This is a genomic window from Rhodopirellula sp. UH5 (assembly GCF_056839225.1).
The window spans coordinates 813,118-831,405 of sequence record NZ_CM166390.1; the positions used below are offsets into that span (position 1 = coordinate 813,118).

Annotated in this window: 15 protein-coding genes and 1 pseudogene; 8 read left to right on the plus strand and 8 right to left on the minus strand. The window is 56.6% G+C overall.

The window, feature by feature from the left end; translation table 11 throughout:
- Positions 1-24: 24 nt before the first annotated feature.
- From UH5x_RS02875 to UH5x_RS02885, 3 genes are all read right to left on the minus strand, one after another.
- Positions 25-834, minus strand: coding sequence for an endonuclease/exonuclease/phosphatase family protein (locus tag UH5x_RS02875; RefSeq protein WP_482634646.1), 810 nt, complete (start codon positions 832-834; stop codon positions 25-27).
- 265 nt (positions 835-1,099) lie between these two features.
- A complete protein-coding gene (locus UH5x_RS02880) occupies positions 1,100-1,438 on the minus strand; it encodes a cupin domain-containing protein (RefSeq protein WP_482634647.1) in 339 nt (112 codons plus the stop codon).
- A gap of 75 nt (positions 1,439-1,513) precedes the next feature.
- Positions 1,514-4,021, minus strand: a complete 2,508-nt coding sequence (locus UH5x_RS02885) for a carboxypeptidase-like regulatory domain-containing protein (RefSeq protein WP_482634648.1) — start codon at positions 4,019-4,021, stop codon at positions 1,514-1,516.
- Between the two features lie 114 nt (positions 4,022-4,135).
- Between UH5x_RS02885 and UH5x_RS02890 the strand changes: the two genes are divergently transcribed.
- Positions 4,136-5,182 (plus strand): molybdopterin-dependent oxidoreductase, encoded by a 1,047-nt coding sequence (locus tag UH5x_RS02890; protein WP_482634649.1) that lies wholly within the window; start codon positions 4,136-4,138, stop codon positions 5,180-5,182.
- 70 nt (positions 5,183-5,252) lie between these two features.
- On the opposite strand, the gene UH5x_RS02895 is transcribed toward UH5x_RS02890, so the two are convergent.
- A complete protein-coding gene (locus UH5x_RS02895) occupies positions 5,253-5,936 on the minus strand; it encodes an endonuclease III domain-containing protein (protein WP_482634650.1) in 684 nt (227 codons plus the stop codon).
- A 592-nt stretch (positions 5,937-6,528) separates the two neighbouring features.
- Between UH5x_RS02895 and UH5x_RS02900 the strand changes: the two genes are divergently transcribed.
- Genes UH5x_RS02900 through UH5x_RS02915 form a run of 4 tightly spaced genes read left to right on the plus strand, consistent with a single transcriptional unit; the run spans position 6,529 to position 11,968 of the window.
- Positions 6,529-7,782, plus strand: coding sequence for a putative DNA modification/repair radical SAM protein (locus UH5x_RS02900; RefSeq protein WP_482634651.1), 1,254 nt, complete (start codon positions 6,529-6,531; stop codon positions 7,780-7,782).
- A gap of 6 nt (positions 7,783-7,788) precedes the next feature.
- Positions 7,789-9,219: a UdgX family uracil-DNA binding protein gene (locus UH5x_RS02905; RefSeq protein WP_482634652.1), complete on the plus strand. Its 1,431-nt coding sequence runs from the start codon at positions 7,789-7,791 to the stop codon at positions 9,217-9,219.
- Positions 9,216-10,250: a ligase-associated DNA damage response exonuclease gene (locus tag UH5x_RS02910; protein ID WP_482634653.1), complete on the plus strand. Its 1,035-nt coding sequence runs from the start codon at positions 9,216-9,218 to the stop codon at positions 10,248-10,250. Before UH5x_RS02905 ends, UH5x_RS02910 begins: the two co-directional genes overlap by 4 nt.
- A complete protein-coding gene (locus tag UH5x_RS02915; protein ID WP_482634654.1) occupies positions 10,247-11,968 on the plus strand; it encodes an ATP-dependent DNA ligase in 1,722 nt (573 codons plus the stop codon). Before UH5x_RS02910 ends, UH5x_RS02915 begins: the two co-directional genes overlap by 4 nt.
- Before the next feature lie 397 nt (positions 11,969-12,365).
- Here the strand turns inward: UH5x_RS02915 and UH5x_RS02920 are convergent, their stop codons facing one another.
- On the minus strand, positions 12,366-12,860 hold the full coding sequence (locus UH5x_RS02920; RefSeq protein WP_482634655.1) for a transposase: 495 nt from the start codon (positions 12,858-12,860) through the stop codon (positions 12,366-12,368).
- Between the two features lie 357 nt (positions 12,861-13,217).
- Between UH5x_RS02920 and UH5x_RS02925 the strand changes: the two genes are divergently transcribed.
- Positions 13,218-15,821, plus strand: coding sequence for a ligase-associated DNA damage response DEXH box helicase (locus UH5x_RS02925; protein WP_482634656.1), 2,604 nt, complete (start codon positions 13,218-13,220; stop codon positions 15,819-15,821).
- Positions 15,818-16,480 (plus strand): ligase-associated DNA damage response endonuclease PdeM, encoded by a 663-nt coding sequence (gene pdeM, locus UH5x_RS02930; protein ID WP_482634657.1) that lies wholly within the window; start codon positions 15,818-15,820, stop codon positions 16,478-16,480. The genes UH5x_RS02925 and pdeM overlap by 4 nt, the downstream gene beginning before the upstream one ends.
- A gap of 141 nt (positions 16,481-16,621) precedes the next feature.
- On the opposite strand, the pseudogene UH5x_RS02935 reads toward pdeM, so the two are convergent.
- A pseudogene (locus UH5x_RS02935) lies at positions 16,622-16,774 on the minus strand (hypothetical protein); the annotation flags it as partial.
- Here UH5x_RS02935 and UH5x_RS02940 point away from each other — a divergent pair.
- The gene (locus tag UH5x_RS02940; protein ID WP_482634658.1) at positions 16,704-17,078 is read left to right on the plus strand and encodes a hypothetical protein; all 375 of its coding nucleotides are present in this window, start codon (positions 16,704-16,706) and stop codon (positions 17,076-17,078) included. The pseudogene UH5x_RS02935 and the gene UH5x_RS02940 overlap by 71 nt on opposite strands.
- 197 nt (positions 17,079-17,275) lie before the next feature.
- Here the strand turns inward: UH5x_RS02940 and UH5x_RS02945 are convergent, their stop codons facing one another.
- Both UH5x_RS02945 and UH5x_RS02950 read right to left on the minus strand, forming a co-directional pair.
- Positions 17,276-17,602 carry a type II toxin-antitoxin system RelE/ParE family toxin gene (locus UH5x_RS02945; protein WP_482634659.1) on the minus strand — a complete coding sequence of 109 codons (327 nt, stop codon included), beginning with the start codon at positions 17,600-17,602 and terminating at the stop codon, positions 17,276-17,278.
- A gap of 9 nt (positions 17,603-17,611) precedes the next feature.
- Entirely contained in the window at positions 17,612-17,869 is a 258-nt protein-coding gene (locus tag UH5x_RS02950) for a type II toxin-antitoxin system ParD family antitoxin (protein WP_047815251.1), read from the minus strand.
- Between the last annotated feature and the right edge of the window lie 419 nt (positions 17,870-18,288).

Below are 18,288 nucleotides of genomic sequence, written 5' to 3' on the forward strand. Positions count from 1 at the left end.
ACTTGGTTCGAGAAGGAGTCGACGCTACTGGATCAGCTCCAGCACGGCGAAGATTGGCCGGTGGTCCGAGGCAACCGCTTCGTCCAAGACTTTGACTTGGATCACCTTCCAGTGATTGCTGGGGCGAAACAGGATGAAATCGATCTGACGCTGGGGATTCGCCACCGGGATGGTTGGCAAAGCCTGCTCGTTCGCTCGCGTCCAGCTGGCATCGAGCTCGTTCAGCGTTGGGCTGTTGAGGACATCGTTCATGTCGCCAGCCAGCAGTGCGGGACGCGACGGCGTTTGGCTGACGATTTGATTGATGGCCTTGGCCGATGCAATTCGTTCGCCGTCTTTCCGGCGGGAATCCAAGTGAGTGGCCAGCAGCAACAGAGGTTCGTCGAGTCCAGGAATCTCCAGTTCCGCCGAAAGCACGCCGCGCTGTTCACCGTTGTCAAAATTTGGCAGGTGCTGGTTGCGATGATCGACGATCGGATACTTCGACAGCACCGCGTTCCCGTAATGGCCACCTTGAAGCGGGATGTTGGCGCCAAACGCGACCTGCATTCCCGTCAGCCGCGCTAGTTCGGCCGGTTGATCGACGCTGCCGCTTCGCGAGGCCTTTTGATCGACTTCCTGGAGCGTCACCACATCTGGATGGACTGATTGAATCACCTTCGCGATGCGTTCCAAATCCAATTTCCCGTCCACCCCTTCACCGTGATGGATGTTGTAGCAGAGCACGCGCACCTGAACCGGTTCCGCAGCCTCCAAGGTGCCCGCACCAATCAACACGGCCAACACGGCCAACCAAGCCTGCCCACAACTTCTCATCATTCGAATCGTCTGCATCTCTGATCCTGCCATCCAAAGGGTTTCAGCACGTACCACGCCAATCTAACCGAAAAAGGTGTCAGGTACCTTTTTGGTAGTTTAGGTAGTTTCGTGGCGATCTTGGACGAATTCATCGAGCAGGTTCAAACGATCGCAACTTTGGCCTTCGCACTTCGTGAACCGGTCCAGGCGACGGAGCTCCTGATGATCTTGCGGCGATGTCACTGGCAGACCGGTCGTGAGTGGGCGACTGTCAAATCGATCAAGGTGATCAGCATCTTACCTATTCTTCCAAAAAGGTACCTGACACCTTTTCGAAGAAGACGGCGAGCCAGAGGGTGGGTTCTTTCTTGGTGGTCCACTCGACTCGGTGGCGTCGGTGGGCGGGGATGAGGAGGTGATCGCCGGGCTTCATCGTGACGGGTTCGCCGTCGTCGAAGCTGAGTTTGGCTTCGCCCTTGAGCACCACCACCCACTCGTCTTGTTCTTGGTCGTACCAAGTGCCCGGTTCCGTGGTGTGTCCGGTGGAGACGATCCGTTCAATGCGAACCGATTGCCCCTCGGCCAACACCTCGACGAGTTCCGATGGCAGATTGGTTGGAACGTTGTCGAACAAGTTCATGGTCGCGGAACGGTGAAGCGTGACGGGAGGTGATGAGACTTTGGTCGAGCGTGCGCTGAGTTGCGATCGCTTCCCTCACTCGAGTTGAATGATTCCTAAATCAACCAGTTCACTGGATTCTGATTCACCCGACAAAGGAATCGACAATGCATGGCCGCGGATGGAACCGTTTGGGTTCTGCCCGAGATCCGCTCTCAGTTCATACTCGCCGGCAGGAATGTCGTCGATCCGGAACAGACCGTCTGCGCCGACCGTTGCGAAAAACCGAGTCGCGTTCGATCTTTCTCGGTTATACGCTTCCGCTGCGGCGAGATAGTCCAACCCCGGTTGCGTCTGCAACCAAGCTTCCCATTGTGCTGGGTTTTGCTGCAACTTCGCGCGGTCGACAAGCGGAGTCGGTGGCGTCAGACGCACGTTGACATGGACCGTGGCGAGGCTCCAAATGATCGGTTCAGAATGGTTTGGCGGAGCCCGCAATTGCCCGATCGCGGAACGGCCGGAACCACCCAAATCCAGTTCCAAGTTCTCTCCGGCCTCGATGGTGAATGGCACGCGTGGAGTCGAGGTGATTTCCTCGGCTCCGTCGTCGACCATCATGATGATTTCGCGACCGATAGACCCACGCCCGTCAAACAGGCGGTCGTGGCGATACCGGCCCTGTCCATCCGTCACCGTGGTCGCGGTCGCGTAGACTCGACCCGTGTTCCGGTGATCCGAACGAAACTCGCCGCCGGAAAGGGTCAGTCGCGTGTTGACTGCTGGCGTTGCACCGATTCGATAAGTGCCTTGCACGGATGACCAAGGCCGTAATTCAATTGGTTCGTCTGCTTGGATTGATTCCGAATACAGGAACGCGTGGCCTTGATCATGAATCACGACCACGTGAAAGGGATCATCTCGGACAGGCAGGCTGAATCGGCCATCGATATCGGCTGCCAATCGGGTGGCGTAAGTGGAAGAATCTCGAAACATGCCATCTTGGATCGAGATTTGTGCTCCATGGTTGGAAATTGCCAGGCCGGCATGAGCCGCGGGCTGACCGTTCGCGTCAACAATCTGTCCGGTGATGCTCTCAGCCGGTTCCATTTCAAAGTCAAACGTCACGTCGCCTTCGTCAAACTGGAAATCGCGTGATTGAGCCACGCGGTACCCATCCGCTTCTATGCGAACAACGTAGCCACTGCCCGATCGATTGAATTCCACTCGGTAGTCAGCCGAGTTGGATGTGTAAGCCTCACGCTTGTACCAGTCGAAACCAATGCTGGGGTTGTCATTGCGATGCCCCGGAGTCACTCGAAATCCGGTGATCGGTTCGTCCGATTCTGCGTCGAGCACCCGGCCGGTGATCACCAACCGCGGTGGAGGTTGAAACAGGTGTTCCGCATCACCGGCAACGATTGGTTGCTGAACCAACTGCATGCCTCCTGGTGGGCAGATGTCCGCTTCGAAAACATCGAGTGGAGCTTCGTTCCACTCCCAGATGCCGTTTTCGTCGGTGTAGCAATCGACGTGGTCAAATTCAAAGTAGTCGACTCGGCCGCGCCAACGTTGCAGGAAGATCCTGGTCTTCGGCAACCCGTTTCCATCGGCATCCACGACGCGGACTTTGACACGCCCACCCGGAGGCAAGACAAAGTCGACCGGTTTCATTCCGGGACGGACATGCACCTCTTTCATTTCCAAGGCACGTTCCTTGGCAAACACGACGACTCGGCAGTGCCTCTCTTCACATCCCGTCAGTTGATAGCGACCGAACTCGTCCGTCTTCACCTCGCGGAGCTCATTGAGGAACTTGGTTCGGACCGTCGCATCTTCAATCGGGTTGCCTTCCGGATCGCGAACAAAGCCGGCCAATGTCAACCCTTGGGTCAAGGTGACACTGCCCGCAGATGGTTGTTCCGCAGTCGATTCAAACTCACTGCGAGAAAGATTGGTTCTCAATGGGCCGAATTGGGGATGATTGATCGCAACCGTCACGTCACGTTTGGAGATGGGGACATGTCCATATCGCCAACGCCCGTTCGCGTCTGTTTTGATCGAGGTACCAACATGCAACGATCGCGTCGCTGTTGGTGGCATGCGAAACGGCAGACTCGGATGAACTTCCGCACCCTCGATGGGGCGACCTCCTGGGTCGAGCACCACTCCACCCACCGCCCAAGCAGGCTCAATTTTGGCGGTCGCCGAATCGGGCATGGCATTTTTGTTTTGATCCAACTCGAGCCAATATGGAGTGAAACCCTCCGTCACGATCGAAAAGGAAATGTTCTTTGGGAACTGCTTCCTCTGCAGACGCAGAACTCCAGCGGAATCCGCGTTGACCATGACGCCGTAAGTGCCCTTCTTTTCAAACGCACCCACGACGATGTCGGTGGCTGCCATTCTGGGGCGGCACCGGATTTCAATGCTGGCGTTGGGGACGACATTGCCATCCAAGTCGACGACTCGCAGTTCGAACACCTGCACTTCGGTTCCGGGCTCGTTCGCGTTTTCGTCTGCTCCGACGGAATCCAAACTGACCACGGCCAGCATCAGAAAAGCGGCGAACGACCAGCGTTTCGCAGCGAGTGTCCATGAGGTCATTTCAAATTCCTCGTTGAGTCTGAACGTCCGTCGACAATCCCGTGACGAGTTGATTCCCCCAAGATAGCACGCTGTGATATCGCCTTGTTTTTTGAGTGCGTGTACGATGCGGGCATGACTGACAGCGCACTTCCTCCCAATCAACAGCTTGTTCGTGGTGATCGTTGGCCCATTGTGGGGGAACGACATCCGGGCGATATCGATTCGCCTTGGTCGCTCGAGTTTTGTGGCTGCGTCGCGAGTTCGCCGACGTTTTCGCTCGACGAGATTCGAGCGATGCCGCAGGTGACTCGGCAAATCGATGTTCACTGCGTGACGCGTTGGTCGAAACCGGCGATGTCGTTCACCGGCGTTCGTCTGCGAGATTTGCTGCACGATTCGGAGACCCCGATCTGGACCGACGAGGCGAACTTCGTTTCGTTTGTCGCACGGAGTGAGCGCAATCATTCGACCTCGCTACCGCTCAGCGAAATGCTGGAACTCGATCCGATCATCGCGTTGCAAGCCGAAGGCAAACCGCTGGCGACGGGGAACGGCGGTCCGATGCGAATGGTGGTTCCGGGAAAGTACTTCTACAAGAGCGTGAAGTGGATCCGCCGGATCGAGTTCTTGAAAGAAGAGCGTCTGGGGTACTGGGAATCCGAGGCCGGATACCACAACGGTGCGGACCCGTTGCGTGAGGAACGCTACATGGCATCGACGTTGACCAAGCAAGAAGCGTTGCGAGTGATCGAGTCGCGAGATTTCCGCGAGAAAGACCTTCGCGGCATTCATGCGGCTCACCGGGATTTGTCGGGTTTGAAAGCAACTGACGCGTTGCTTCGGGACGCGGATTTCCAGTCCTGCAATCTTCAGCATGCTGAGTTGCGAGATGCCAACCTCTCCAACGCGAAGCTTCAGGGGGCCGACCTTCGGGAGGCTTGTCTGGCAGACGCGGATCTCGAAGGCGCGGACTTGTCCGCGGCAGATCTGCGTGGGTGCGATCTGCGTGGGGCTTCACTCTTCGGTGCCACCTTCTGCCAATTCGATTCCGGTGCGACGCCCAGGCTGACTGCCAAGTTTGATTCGAAGACTCAACTCGATGTGGCCTCCTTGGACGCATTGGTCGAGGATCAGAAGGCGTTTGTTCTGAAAGCGATCGAGTCGTCGGGGTCGGATTGATAGGCGTGGACGTCTGCTCGATGTTCAGCGACTGCGGCCAAGCAATTGGAAACTGTCGGAGGTGCTTGGCTCACTCGGGTTCGCTTCGCCGATCTTCAGCCCGCTTCAGGCAGAATTCATTGATTGGGCAGGTGTCACATTTGGGAGCCCGTGAAAGGCAAACTCGCTTGCCAAACTGAATCAGCCAAAAGTGCCCTTCCGCGAAAGCCCATGGGGGAGCCACGTCGTTCAGTGCTTCGGCAGTCTTTTCGGCATTGGTGCCAATCGCGATACCAGTCCGATTGCAAACGCGATGAACGTGTGTGTCGACCGCGATCGTGTCGATCCCGAAAGCGAACTGCAGCACAATGTCGGCGCACTTTCGACCGATGCCGGGGAGTTGCATCAGCTCCGGACGGGTGCTGGGAACCACTCCGCCGAATTCATCCAGCAATGCCGTGCAGAACTTGCGAACGTTTGTGGTTTTGACGTTGTACAGCCCGCACGGCTTGATGGCGGCAGAGATCTGCTCGTCGTCGAGTCTCAACATTGTCTTGGGCGTTCGCGCCAATTGGAACAAGGCCTTCGTTGCGGCGGCCGTGTTGGCATCTCGCGATTGAGCCGACAGCATGCAAGAGATGCAGGTGCGAAACGGATTGGGTTGGCCCTTCGGTCCCATGGCCCCTGGAGCACGACCCGGCATCTCGCGAGCGAGGATCTGAAACACCTGCTCGATCTGTTCCGGCGGCAGTGGTTGTTTGGGCGTCTGTGTCACGGATGGATTGATCGCACTCGAGTTCGCTTTCGGGCATCAGGACATTGTGCGCGTCGTCAACCGCGACTGCGTCCGGCGGGCGATCTGTCGAGCATCTGCAGTTCTCATCGATCGATCGTTGCCGTGGTTGGTTGTGAACCTGGATGGGACGGCGTGTGTCCGTCTCGGTTGCTCAATTTTCACTCCTTCTTTGTTGCTCATCCTATTTCGAGAATTGCTGTTAATTCTTCCTCGTGTAATTCGGTTCAATTGTTTCCAGGTGTCAGGTTGCGTGGAGTCGATCATCGCTTTCGCTCGGCAGGATGATGTCATGCGGCACGGCTTTGGAGGAAATCGTCAGTTTCCAACGGTGCATGGTTCTTCGCATTGATGATCAATGAGGGTTCACTCGTCAGCTCCGAGCAGTTCGCTTGGTTGACCTCTGTCCGTTGCCGGGAGTTGCCTTCCGCGGTCGATGTTCGAAACGGCATGGGCTTTGCAACCGCGGACACTGAGGTATCGCGTTCGTGGGAGTCGCCTGTGCTCCCACTCGTCTTTGAAGCGCGGTCCACCAATCCAAATTCTGGTCTCTCCCGCAAGCAAACGGTCGTTGATGGAAGTTCGTGACAAATTAGAAATCCTTGCTGACGCGGCGAAATACGATGCGTCGTGCGCCAGCAGCGGATCCAAGGGGACTCGCGCTGGCAGTCAGATCGGCAGCACGGAAGGGATGGGGATTTGCCACAGCTACACGCCGGACGGTCGGTGCGTTTCGCTGCTGAAAATTCTGCTCACGAATTACTGCATCTACGATTGTCAGTACTGTGTGAACCGAATTTCCAGCGATACGCCTCGTGCTCGGTTCACTGTCGACGAAGTCGTCTCGTTGACGATGGAATTTTACAAACGCAACTACATCGAGGGTTTGTTCCTGAGTTCGGGCATCATCCAGAACTCGGACTACACAATGGAGCAATTGATCGAGGTCGCTCGTCGACTTCGGACCGACCAACATTTCGGCGGCTACATCCATCTGAAGACCATCCCCAACGCTTCGCAGGGATTGATCGATCAGGCAGGCGCGTGGGCCGATCGTTTGAGCGTCAACATCGAGTTGCCAACGGAAAGCGATTTGGTGCAATTGGCACCGGAAAAGAAGAAGCCGCAGATTGTCGACACGATGAGTGGCATTCGCGAAAAGATCGACGAGAACAAAGAGGAAAAGAAGTCGGGTTTCAAACCGCCACGGTTTGCGCCGGCCGGTCAAAGCACCCAAATGATCGTCGGGGCGACGCCGACTCCCGATTTGGAAATCCTCAAAACGGCTTCCGAGCTCTACGCCGGCCAGCGACTTCGCCGCGTGTACTATTCGGCCTACAGCCCCATCCCGCACGCCGATGCTCGACTTCCTGGTCAATCGCCGCCGCTGGTTCGCGAACACCGTTTGTACCAAGCCGATTGGCTGATGCGCTTTTACGGTTTCGACGCCAGCGAAATCGTTGCGGAAAGTGACTCGAACTTGTCGCTGGAGATGGACCCCAAACTGGCGTGGGCAATCGCAAATCGCCACTTCTTTCCCGTGGACGTGAATCGGGCCAGTCGCGAGGAGCTGCTCCGCATTCCCGGCATTGGTATCCGCAGTGTGGATCGCATCTTGAAGATTCGAAAGTTCCAAAGCTTGCGAATCGCTGACCTGCGAAAGTTGCGAGTCGCATGGAAGCGGACCAAATGGTTCGTCGAAACGGCAGATCACAACCCGGGCTTGGCCAGCTTGGACAAGCTTGATCTCGGCGAACGCGCCAAACCACAGACGACGCAGTTGCTGTTGTTCGATGCCTCGGCGTCGGCGATCTCAGGTGAGGTTTGACTTCGAATGCTGCCAACAAATTGCGTTGAGACTTTTGAACAGTGGCGGAACGAAGCCAAGCGGCTGATCGCAATGGGCGCCCGCCCCGTCGATGTCCACTGGCAAACGGATCCGGACCAATTGAGTTTGTTTGAGGAGGTCCCCAGACGTTCAGACTCCGGCATGCCAACTGGCAAGACGACGGGCCAGCAAACGGATTCTGCCAGTTCCGCGATGACCGTACCTCGTTCCTTTCTAGGACTCGCCGAGAACGTCGCCTGTCACCGCGACGCCGGACGATGGGCGTTGCTCTACCGAACGCTGTGGCGAATCCTCCATGAGCAACGGGAACTGCTGAAGATCACGACTGACGACGACGTTTACGAACTGACTCAAATGCAGAAGGCAGTCACGCGTGATGTTCACAAAATGAAAGCGTTCGTGCGGTTTCGCAAAGTCGTGAATGATCCGGAGACCTTTGTGGCTTGGCATCGACCTGATCATCGGATCATGCGTTTGGCGGCTCCGTTTTTTGCACGACGTTTCAAAGGCATGCGTTGGTCGATCTTCACGCCGGATGAGTCCGCGTCTTGGGATCAAACCTCTCTGCAATATGGTCGTGGTGTGCCCGCCAGCGAAGTGGACAGCGACGATTCGCTGGAAGAATTGTGGAAGACCTACTACGCATCGATCTTCAATCCGGCTCGCGTCAAGGTCGCGATGATGAAGCGTGAGATGCCAGTGCGACATTGGGCGACGCTGCCCGAAGCGGAGCTGATTCCGGAATTGCTTGAGCAAGCACCGACGCGTGTCGAAAAGATGATCGAAACTCATGAAGGATTTGGGCAGACGGCAACGCACTTCATGCCAGCCGAGATCAATCTGCCGAGTCTTGCTGCCGCTGTGAGTCAGTGTTCCGCTTGCGATCTGTGTCAGGATGCAACGCAAGCCGTCTTTGGTGAGGGCAATCCCGAAGCCCGGATTGTTCTGATCGGTGAGCAGCCCGGTGACCAGGAGGACGTTCAAGGCAAACCATTCATCGGTCCCGCTGGGCAACTTCTCAACGAGTGCTTGTCGCAGGCAGGCATCGATCGCGACGAAGTGTACGTGACCAACACGGTCAAGCACTTCAAGTTCACCCAGCGCGGCAAGCGGAGACTGCATCAGAAGCCAAACTCGCGTGAAATCTACGCTTGCCGGCCTTGGCTGGAAGCGGAACTGTCGGTGGTCTCGCCCAAGGTGATTGTGTGCTTGGGAGCGACGCCATCTCAAGCGTTGTTCGGCCGCGATTTTAGAATCACCAAATCACGCGGAGTGAGGCTGCAAACGGAGTGGTGCGACCACACGTTTGCGACGTGGCATCCGGCAGCCGTTCTGCGCATGCCCGATGAATCACGGCGATTCCAGATGCAAGAACAACTGGTCGCTGATCTGCGAGTTGCGGTGAGCCATTCATGATTCTGGAATCGACTCCCACCGGTTTGTATTGCGCACGCGGCGGCTTTTACATTGACCCCAACCGACCAGTCGACCGTGCCGTCGTCAGTCACGCCCACACGGACCACGCTCGATGGGGCTGCCGTCGGTATTTGGCGGCCAAGCCGAGCGAGCATCTGTTGCGAATGCGGATGAACGACGATGCCGAGTTCGAATTTTTGAACTACGGCGAGTCCATTTCGATTGCCGGAGTCAACATCAGTTTTCATCCTGCCGGACACATCCTGGGTTCGGCCCAAGTTCGCTTGGAATATCGAGGGCGTGTCGAAGTGGTCACTGGCGATTACAAACTCGGTGACGATCCAACCTGCGAAAGCTGGCAACCGATCCGATGTCACCTGATGGTCACCGAGTCGACATTCGGTTTGCCGGTCTACCGCTGGCAGCCGGATGAGGTGACAACGGCTGCGATCAACCAGTGGTGGCGAGAGAGTCGGGACGCTGGCAAGTGTTGTGTGCTGTATGGCTACGCGGTTGGCAAGAGTCAAAGGTTGTTGGCCGGATTGGACACGTCCATCGGGCCGATCTACACGCACGGGGCCGTTGAAAAAGGGACACAGGCATACCGGGATTCAGGCGTCGCGATGCCGGAAACCACTCACGTGGGCTCGATCGATGGAAAGCATGATTGGTCGGGCGGGATGGTGGTCGCGGTTCCAAGTGCGCATGGGACACCGTGGATGCGAAAGTTTGGACGCGTCAGCACGGCGATGGCCAGCGGCTGGATGGCGGTTCGCGGAGCCCGGCGACGGCGCAGCGTGGACCGTGGGTTCATCGTCAGCGACCACGTCGATTGGCCGTCGTTGATGCAAGCGATCGAGGCTTGCGATCCAGAAAACGTCTGGGTCACGCACGGGTACAGCGCCGTGGTGGCTCGATACCTCAACGAGCAAGGCCGTCAGGCGGAGGTTCTGGAGTCGTCCACTCGTTCCGACAACGAGGAAGACGCAGAGACTCCCGAGCGTCCAGCTGAATCGGAGACGGAAGCATGATCCGTTTCGCACAGCTCTACAACACGTTGGATTCAACGACGAAGACCAACGAAAAGATCGCGGCCATGTCTGCCTACTTGGGTGACGTGGATGGGTTGGATGCCGCCTGGGCGATCCATTTTCTTTCCGGGAACAAGCTTCGGCAACTCGTGCCAACGAAGCTGTTGCGAGTTTGGGCTGCGGAACAAGCTGGCATTCCGAGCTGGTTGTTCGAGGAATCGTATCACGCGGTCGGGGACTTGGCAGAGACCCTTGCATTGGTGGTTCCGGTGAATACGGAACGCGAACGTGCGGGATCCAGCGACGATCATCCGTTCGGCGATTCGAGAGAAAGCGAGCAAAATGAATCCGCTCTGTCCATGACGGTTTCATCTGCGTCCATTGTCCTCGAAAGCGGCGGCGGTGAGGCTCCTCTCGAGCAAAGTCTCGCGACCTGGGTCACGCAGCGGTTGTTGCCGCTTCGCAACATGGAAGAGGACGAACAGAGGACAGAGATTCTGGCCATTTGGCGACAGACGCCCGTTCAAGTTCGCTTTGTGGTCATGAAGTTGATCACCGGGGCATTTCGCGTGGGAGTCAGCAAACGTTTGGTGACGCGCGCGATCGCGGATCGCTTTGACATTCCCGCTGACGTGATCGCTCACCGGTTGATGGGGAATTGGAAACCGACGGTTGAGTTCTTTCAACAACTGATCGACCCTGACACGAACGACACACGGCTCAGCCAGCCGTACCCGTTTTGTTTGGCTCATGCACTCGACAATGAGCAGGGGCCGGAACCGCTGGGCGACGCCTCGGACTACGTCGCCGAATGGAAGTGGGACGGTATTCGCGGTCAGGTGATCCGACGAGAGGGCGAAACCTTCGTTTGGTCACGCGGAGAAGACTTGATGGAGAATCGTTGGCCGGAGATTGAAGCTGCTGCCGCATGTTTGCCAAACGGGACGGTGTTGGACGGAGAGATTCTCGCGGCGAAAGGCGACGGGGAAGTGCTTCCGTTTGCTGCACTGCAACGACGGATCGGGCGGAAAACCGTTGGCAAGAAACTCTTAACGGAAGTTCCGGTTGTCTTTCATGCCTTTGATCTGCTGGAAGAAAGCGGTCGCGATCTACGCTCACTCCCGTTCAGCGATCGTCGCGAGCGACTCGAGTCCCTGTTGCGATCGATCGAGCACCCGCACCTCTGTGCGACGAAGTTGATCGATGGATCATCGTGGGACACCTGGCGAACAATCCGCGAATCCAGTCGCCAGCAGAACGCGGAAGGGTTGATGCTGAAGCACAAGCAATCGGTCTACGACACCGGACGTGTTCGTGGAACCTGGTGGAAGTGGAAGGTCCAACCGTACACGATCGATGCCGTTTTGATTTATGCACAAAAGGGACACGGCAGGCGTGCGAGTCTGTACACGGACTACACGTTTGCGTTGTGGGACGATGAGAAGTTGGTGCCGTTCGCAAAGGCTTACAGCGGATTGACAGATGCCGAGATCCGGAAGGTCGATCGCTTCGTTCGCACTCACACCAAAGAATCCTTTGGTCCGGTTCGAAGTGTGTCGCCGGAACTGGTGATGGAGCTCGCGTTCGAGGGTCTGCAACGCAGTTCACGACACAAGAGCGGCATCGCGACTCGGTTTCCACGGATCCAACGTTGGCGTCAGGACAAACAGGCGGCTGATGCGAACCATTTGAGCGAGCTACTCGAATTGCTCCGCTGACGAATGTATATCACAACCCGACGCGTGAGCGAGGGACCGTGCTGCTCGGTGGTGAGTCCCTCGCTGACGCGTCGGGTTGTGATGATGAGACGCATGCAATTGTACCAAGGCAATCGGCCACTCATTTCGACGGCTGCGTTTCACGGCGAATGAGGGGAGCTCGCTGGCATTCCCAACCCGACGTGTGAGCGAGGGACCGTGCTGCTCGGTGGTGAGTCCCTCGCTGACGCGTCGGGTTGGGATGATGAGACGCATGCAATTGTACCAGGGCAATCGGCACTCATTTCGACGGCTGCATTTCACGGCGGATGAGGGGAGCTCGCTGGCATTCCCAACCCGACGTGTGAGCGAGGGACCATGCGGCGACTTGGTGGTGAGTCCCTCACGCGTCGAGTAGCTATCGTTCCAGTCCCTTTCGATCCTGTGCTTCAGTGACGTACATCACGACTCTCGCGAGTGAGTCTTCGTTCCAGATGTATCGGATACTTCCTCTCTCGGCCCACCAGTTGGTGCGATGTGGATTCGACCTTTCTTTCAGCCTTCGTGTACACCATGCTTTGATATCCTTGCGAATCTTTTTGGGGGCTGTCTTGGTTGCGCTGACCACGATGTGTGCATGATTGGATCGGCAATCAACCGCGTGCATCGTCCAGTCTCGCATTTGGCAAGTTTCTGTCACTTGAGTGAGAACAATTTCTCGATCACCTGGATTGAGCAGGCACTGCTTCTCCTTCATCTGTGTCGTGCACATTGACTCGAGATTTCGATTGGGCAATTGCCACCCATGGTGATACTCGACCCATCCGCGATCGTTGCCCGGAAGCCAGGTGCCATAGGTTGGCCAAGTGATGAAGAATGCAAACGGATCTTGCATGGACACATTGTGAACCATCTCGAGGAGTCCCTCGCTAGTGCGTCGGGTTGGGATGATGAGGTGCAGGCAATTGTATCAAGGTGGTCGGTCACTCATTTGGACGGCTGCATTTCACGGCGGATGAGGGGAGCTCGCTGGCAATCCCAACCCGACGGGTGAGCGAGGGACCATGCTGCTCGGTGGTGAGTCCCTCGCTGACGCGTCGGGTTGTGATGATGAGACGCATGCAATTGTACCAAGGCAATCGGCCACTCATTTCGACGGTTGCATTTCACGGCGGATGAGGGGAGCTCGCTGGCATTCCCAACCCGACGCGTGAGCGAGGGACCGTGCTGCTCGGTGGTGAGTCCCTCGCTGACGCGTCGGGTTGGGAGGATGACTTCGCTCTGTGGCACACAGATTGCGTTGTCGACGGACGACCGCTGCGGTTCATTTTGCTGGGGCCGCAAATCGCTGACGAACAACCCAAGCCGCCAATCGGATCCTTTGAACAACTCTCTTAAGCTCGTTCCCGAGACACCCACTCAGACAATTGACCGCTACTTCGCGTCAATTGGTTGGAAACCATTCGCGTTTCAACGAACAGTTTGGCGGAGTTATCGCGATGGCTACAGCGGGTTGTTGCACTCCGCGACGGGGACGGGAAAGACACTGGGCGTTTGGATGGGGCCGATCCTGAAATGGCTGCAGGAGAACCCTGACAGGTCGAAATGGAATCCGAAGCGAAGTCCGCCGGTTCGTGTCCTGTGGATCACGCCGCTGCGTGCGCTGGCCGGTGACACTGAGAAGTCACTCCGCGCACCGCTTGATGCGCTCGGGATGCCGTGGACCCTTGAGTCCAGAACGGGCGACAGCAAACAGAGTGCGAAGCAGCGGCAACTGAAGAAGCTTCCGACGGCACTCGTCACGACGCCGGAAAGTCTCTCGTTGATGCTGACGCATGAGAAACTTTTGGCTCAGTTGTCGCAATTGGAATGTGTGATCGTCGACGAATGGCACGAGTTGCTGGGCACGAAGCGTGGCATTCAAACCGAGCTGGCGTTGTCACGGCTTCGTTCACTCAATCCCGATCTGCGGATCTGGGGTGTGTCGGCGACCCTCGGCAATTTGGCTCAGGCCTGTCAGGCCTTGATGGGGGACACTCCGGCCGACCGAGTCAAAGTGGTGGAAGGACACAAAAACAAGAAGATCAAAGTGGAGTCCATCATTCCGGAAAAAATGGATCGATTTCCCTGGTCAGGGCATCTCGGCACCAAAATGGTTCCACAGGTCGTGCAGTTGTTGGAGTCCGTCCAAAGTGCGTTGGTCTTCACCAACACTCGTTCGCAAACCGAGATCTGGTATCAGCATCTGCTGAAGCAGAAACCCGAGTGGGCGGGGCAGATCGCGATCCATCATGGATCGCTCGACATGTCCGTCCGCCGATGGGTCGAGGACGGCTTGCGTGCAGGGAAGCTGCGTGCAGTGGTTTGCACCAGCAGTTTGGACCTTGGGGTGGATTTCACCGCCGTGGATTTGGTGATTCAAATCGGCAGTCCCAAAGGGGCCGCGAGATTGTTGCAACGGGCGGGCCGAAGTGGGCATCAGCCTGACGCGACGAGCAGGCTGGTGTTTGTTCCCACCAATGCGATTGAACTGATCGAGTTGGCGGCTGCACAAGACGCCATTCGCAGTGGTCGCTTGGAGGCTCGGCCAATGTTGGACAAACCGCTCGATGTGCTCGCTCAACATGTCGTGACGATCGCGATCGGCGGAGGCTTCACCCAGGACGCACTGCTAGAAGAGGTTCGCACGGCGCACGCGTATCACTCACTGACTGATCTCGAGTGGCAATGGGTTTTGGACTTCGTCGTTCGCGGGGGCGAGTCACTGGAAGCCTACCCGGACTACCACCGCGTCGAAGTCGTCGACGAGCGATTCCAAGTGACTCAGCGACGGACGATCACCAACCACCGCATGAACATCGGCACGATCGTCGCCGATGCATCGATGCAGGTGAAGTATCTGAAAGGAAAGACGCTTGGAAGCGCGGAGGAGAGTTTCCTTTCAAAACTGAAACCCGGCAACAAGTTTCTGTTCGCGGGCCGGTTGGTGGAATTGGTGCGTGTCAAAGACAACGCAGCGTACGTGCGTCGGGCCAAGGGAAAACCAGACACGGTGCCGCGTTGGATGGGGGCACGCATGCCGCTCTCGAGTGAACTGAGCGACGGACTCCGGCGACGAATCGAGCAGGCTTCCGAGGGGACCTTCGTCGGTCGAGAAATGAAGTCGCTCAAACCGTTGCTAGAATTGCAGGCTGAGTGGAGCACGCTGCCCCGTAGTGATGAACTGTTGATGGAAAAGGTCAAGACTCGCGGCGGGCATCACGTGTTTTTGTTTACGTTTGAGGGCCGCCTCGTTCATGAAGGCTTGGCGGCGTTGTTTGCGTATCGCATGTCGCAACGACGGACGCAGACGTTTTCCATTGGCTGCAATGACCACGGCATCGTGTTGCAGTCACCCACGCCAATCGAGGTCGAACAGGCGGTGACCGCTGGGGTGTTCGCCACCGGTGACCTGGTCGAAGAGATTTTGAAAAGCATGAACTCGACCGAGATGGCAAAGCGTCAGTTTCGTCAGATCGCACGCGTTGCCGGTTTGATTCACCCTGGTCTGCCCGGTCGGCGAAAAAGTGCCGGGCATTTGCAAGCCAGCAGCAATTTGTTCTTTGATGTTTTCTGTCAGTACGATCCGAACAACATGCTTTTGGAACAGAGTCGCCGGGAAGTGCTGGAACAGCAACTGGAATCTTCGCGGATGCGGTTGGCGTTGCAACGCATTCAGGCGAGCCGCATCCTTCTCAACGAACCGAAACGTGTGACTCCGTTGGCGTTCGGGCTGTTGGTCGATAAATTGCGGGAACGAGTCAGCAGTGAAACTTTGGCGGATCGAATTCGAAGAATGCAAGCTGACTTGGAACTGGCGGCGGGCAAGCCATGAAGCCAGAATCGATCTTCGCGACCTTGGCTGGCACCCGAATCCAACTTTTCGCGTCGCGGGCCGCGTTTTGCCCGAAGCATGACACGCTGTTTGTCTCCGATCCGCATCTGGGAAAGGACGCAACGTTTCGTCGTCACGGACTTCCGGTGCCACTGGGAAGCAGTGCTGAAACCTTGCAAACCATCTCGCGTTTGCTGGCGGACACGAGTGCCTCTCGCCTCGTGATTCTTGGGGACCTGTTCCACGCGAGATCATCGCTTACGACCGAGACTGTCGCCGCCGTCGAATCGTTTTTTGCCGGGCACGCATCCGTGGAGTTCCTGCTGGTCCGAGGCAATCACGATGCACACGTGGGGAATCTGCCCAGTGTTTGGCCGATTCGAACCGTCGAGGAAGGAGAGCGGATGGGGCAACTTGCGTTGGGGCACCATCCTGGTCCGGTGCCAGATGGAGCCGACCTGTGGTTGTGCGGTCATTTGCATCCCGCGATCCGAATTGGCTCGGGACGGGATTCGTTTGGGAAGTTGCCGTGTTTCTGGTACTCGTCCGGTTGTCTCGTCTTTCCAGCCATCGGCGAGTTCACCGGAACCCACGTCGTCCAGCCCCAGAAAGACGATCGGACTTGGTTGGTTGCCGACAACGAAATCATCGAAGTGTGAACGGGAAAGCCCTGATTCAAGTGGCATAGGCATTATTCCCGTCAACGCGACAAGGCCCGAGTCTGTAATGGGGCATGCGTCTAGCGAGAGTGACTCCAGGTTTCTCAGCTTTGCGACGAGCTCCAATCCTTCCTCGGTCACTTTGTTGCGGTCCAAGTCAAGTGACGTAAGTGATGAAAGGCCGACGAGTCGCGATAGGTTGCTGAAGGTCTGGTCGGGCCTGATGATCAAGCCGAGCGGAACAGCGAAACAGAAGGAGGAGCAAGCGGCGATCAAAAGCAAACTGATCGGCATGGACTTCACCACGTTCCGTGATCGGGTGCTGATGGTCCCGGTTCAGATCATCCGACGCAGTCGATCGTTGGTGTGTCGTCTGCTGAGCTATCGACCATCGGTGGACTGGCTGGTGCTGATCGATCGGGACGTTCGCAGTCGGCGAGAACAACTCGGTGACCGTGGCTGTGGAGCCATCCGGCGAGATTTCCGGCCAGCGTCGATTTTCCGACGCCACCTTTGGAATTTACAAGTGCAATTATCATGTGTCAGCATCTCTCGCGGCCTGGGAGCGTCTCGATTTCAGAGGTCAAGAAGCGTTTGAGAACGAGGCGATTGGAAGCTCACCCCCATTGACCGTCCGCCAATACCGACTGGCAAAGAATGAAGGATCGAGGCTTTTTGAAAAGTACCGGATGATTGTTCTGATCGACCACTTCACTCGACTAACAGATGACGAGCATAAGCGGTGGTTTGGAAGCAACGTCGCGTTGCCCTCACTGTAAAAGTAAGTGCCAAAACTCATTCAGTCTCATCACCGCTTTCGCGCAGAAGCTCCGAAAGTAGATTTCGAGATCCGTGGATGATTCGAGCGACAAGAAGACTCTCTTCATGCTCCTCGTAAACCACGATAAAGCTTCTCAAAATCGCTTGGTATCGAAACTGGTGATTTGGCGGATCAAATTCTGGACGAAGCGTTCCCATTGCCGACTGCGTCGAGATTAGCGTCAGAGCGTCTTCGAGCTTTCCTAGAAAGTCGAGCGTTTGCGACGTGCCAAAATTCGACAGCGTGTACGTTTCAATTTCACGAATGTCGTTTGCGGCAGCCTTTGAAAGTTGAATTTTCATGCCGATGGCTTAGCCGCCCGAAGCCGAGTACTTTTCGCGAAGAGACGAGAAGAATTCAGTCGAGTCAAGCAGTTCACCACGATCAATGGAATCGGCTCCGGCTTGAACCAGATTTTTAACCGCTTCAAGCTCGGCAAGCCTGATCGCTTCTTGATCCGCGAGTAGCCTTAGACCAGCACGAACGACTTCACTCGCCGACTGAAATCGGCCAGTACCAACACACGACTCGACAAACGATGATTGTTCGGGCGTCAGTGATAGGGACATGGTTTCTCGCATCATTTCTTCCTTTTTGCGGGCTGTGTTACATTGTAACACAGGTGAGAGGCAAGCCGCCAGCAATTCTTCGAGTCGCTGGCCGTACCGAAAACCTAGTAAAGCTGGTGATTTGCCTCAGCGCTCTTCGCGTCTACCTTGCTCGGCTCATCCGATTGCTCATCAATCCACTGCGTTGCCGCTTCAATCGTGTTCAGCAAATCGTCTTTGCAACGAGCAAAAAAGTTCGTCGAATAGGCTTCTCGTCCGGTGCCCTTCGACTTCCAGCTTCGGCTAATCGAATAGTCAAAGTACTCGAATCCGCTCGGGGCTTGTCGTTTCCAAATCGAAGCGGCAACGGCTCCGTTTCGGACGACGTGTTCTGGTTTCAGAATCTGCTACTTTTTCGTTTCAGTCATGTTGATCCTCAC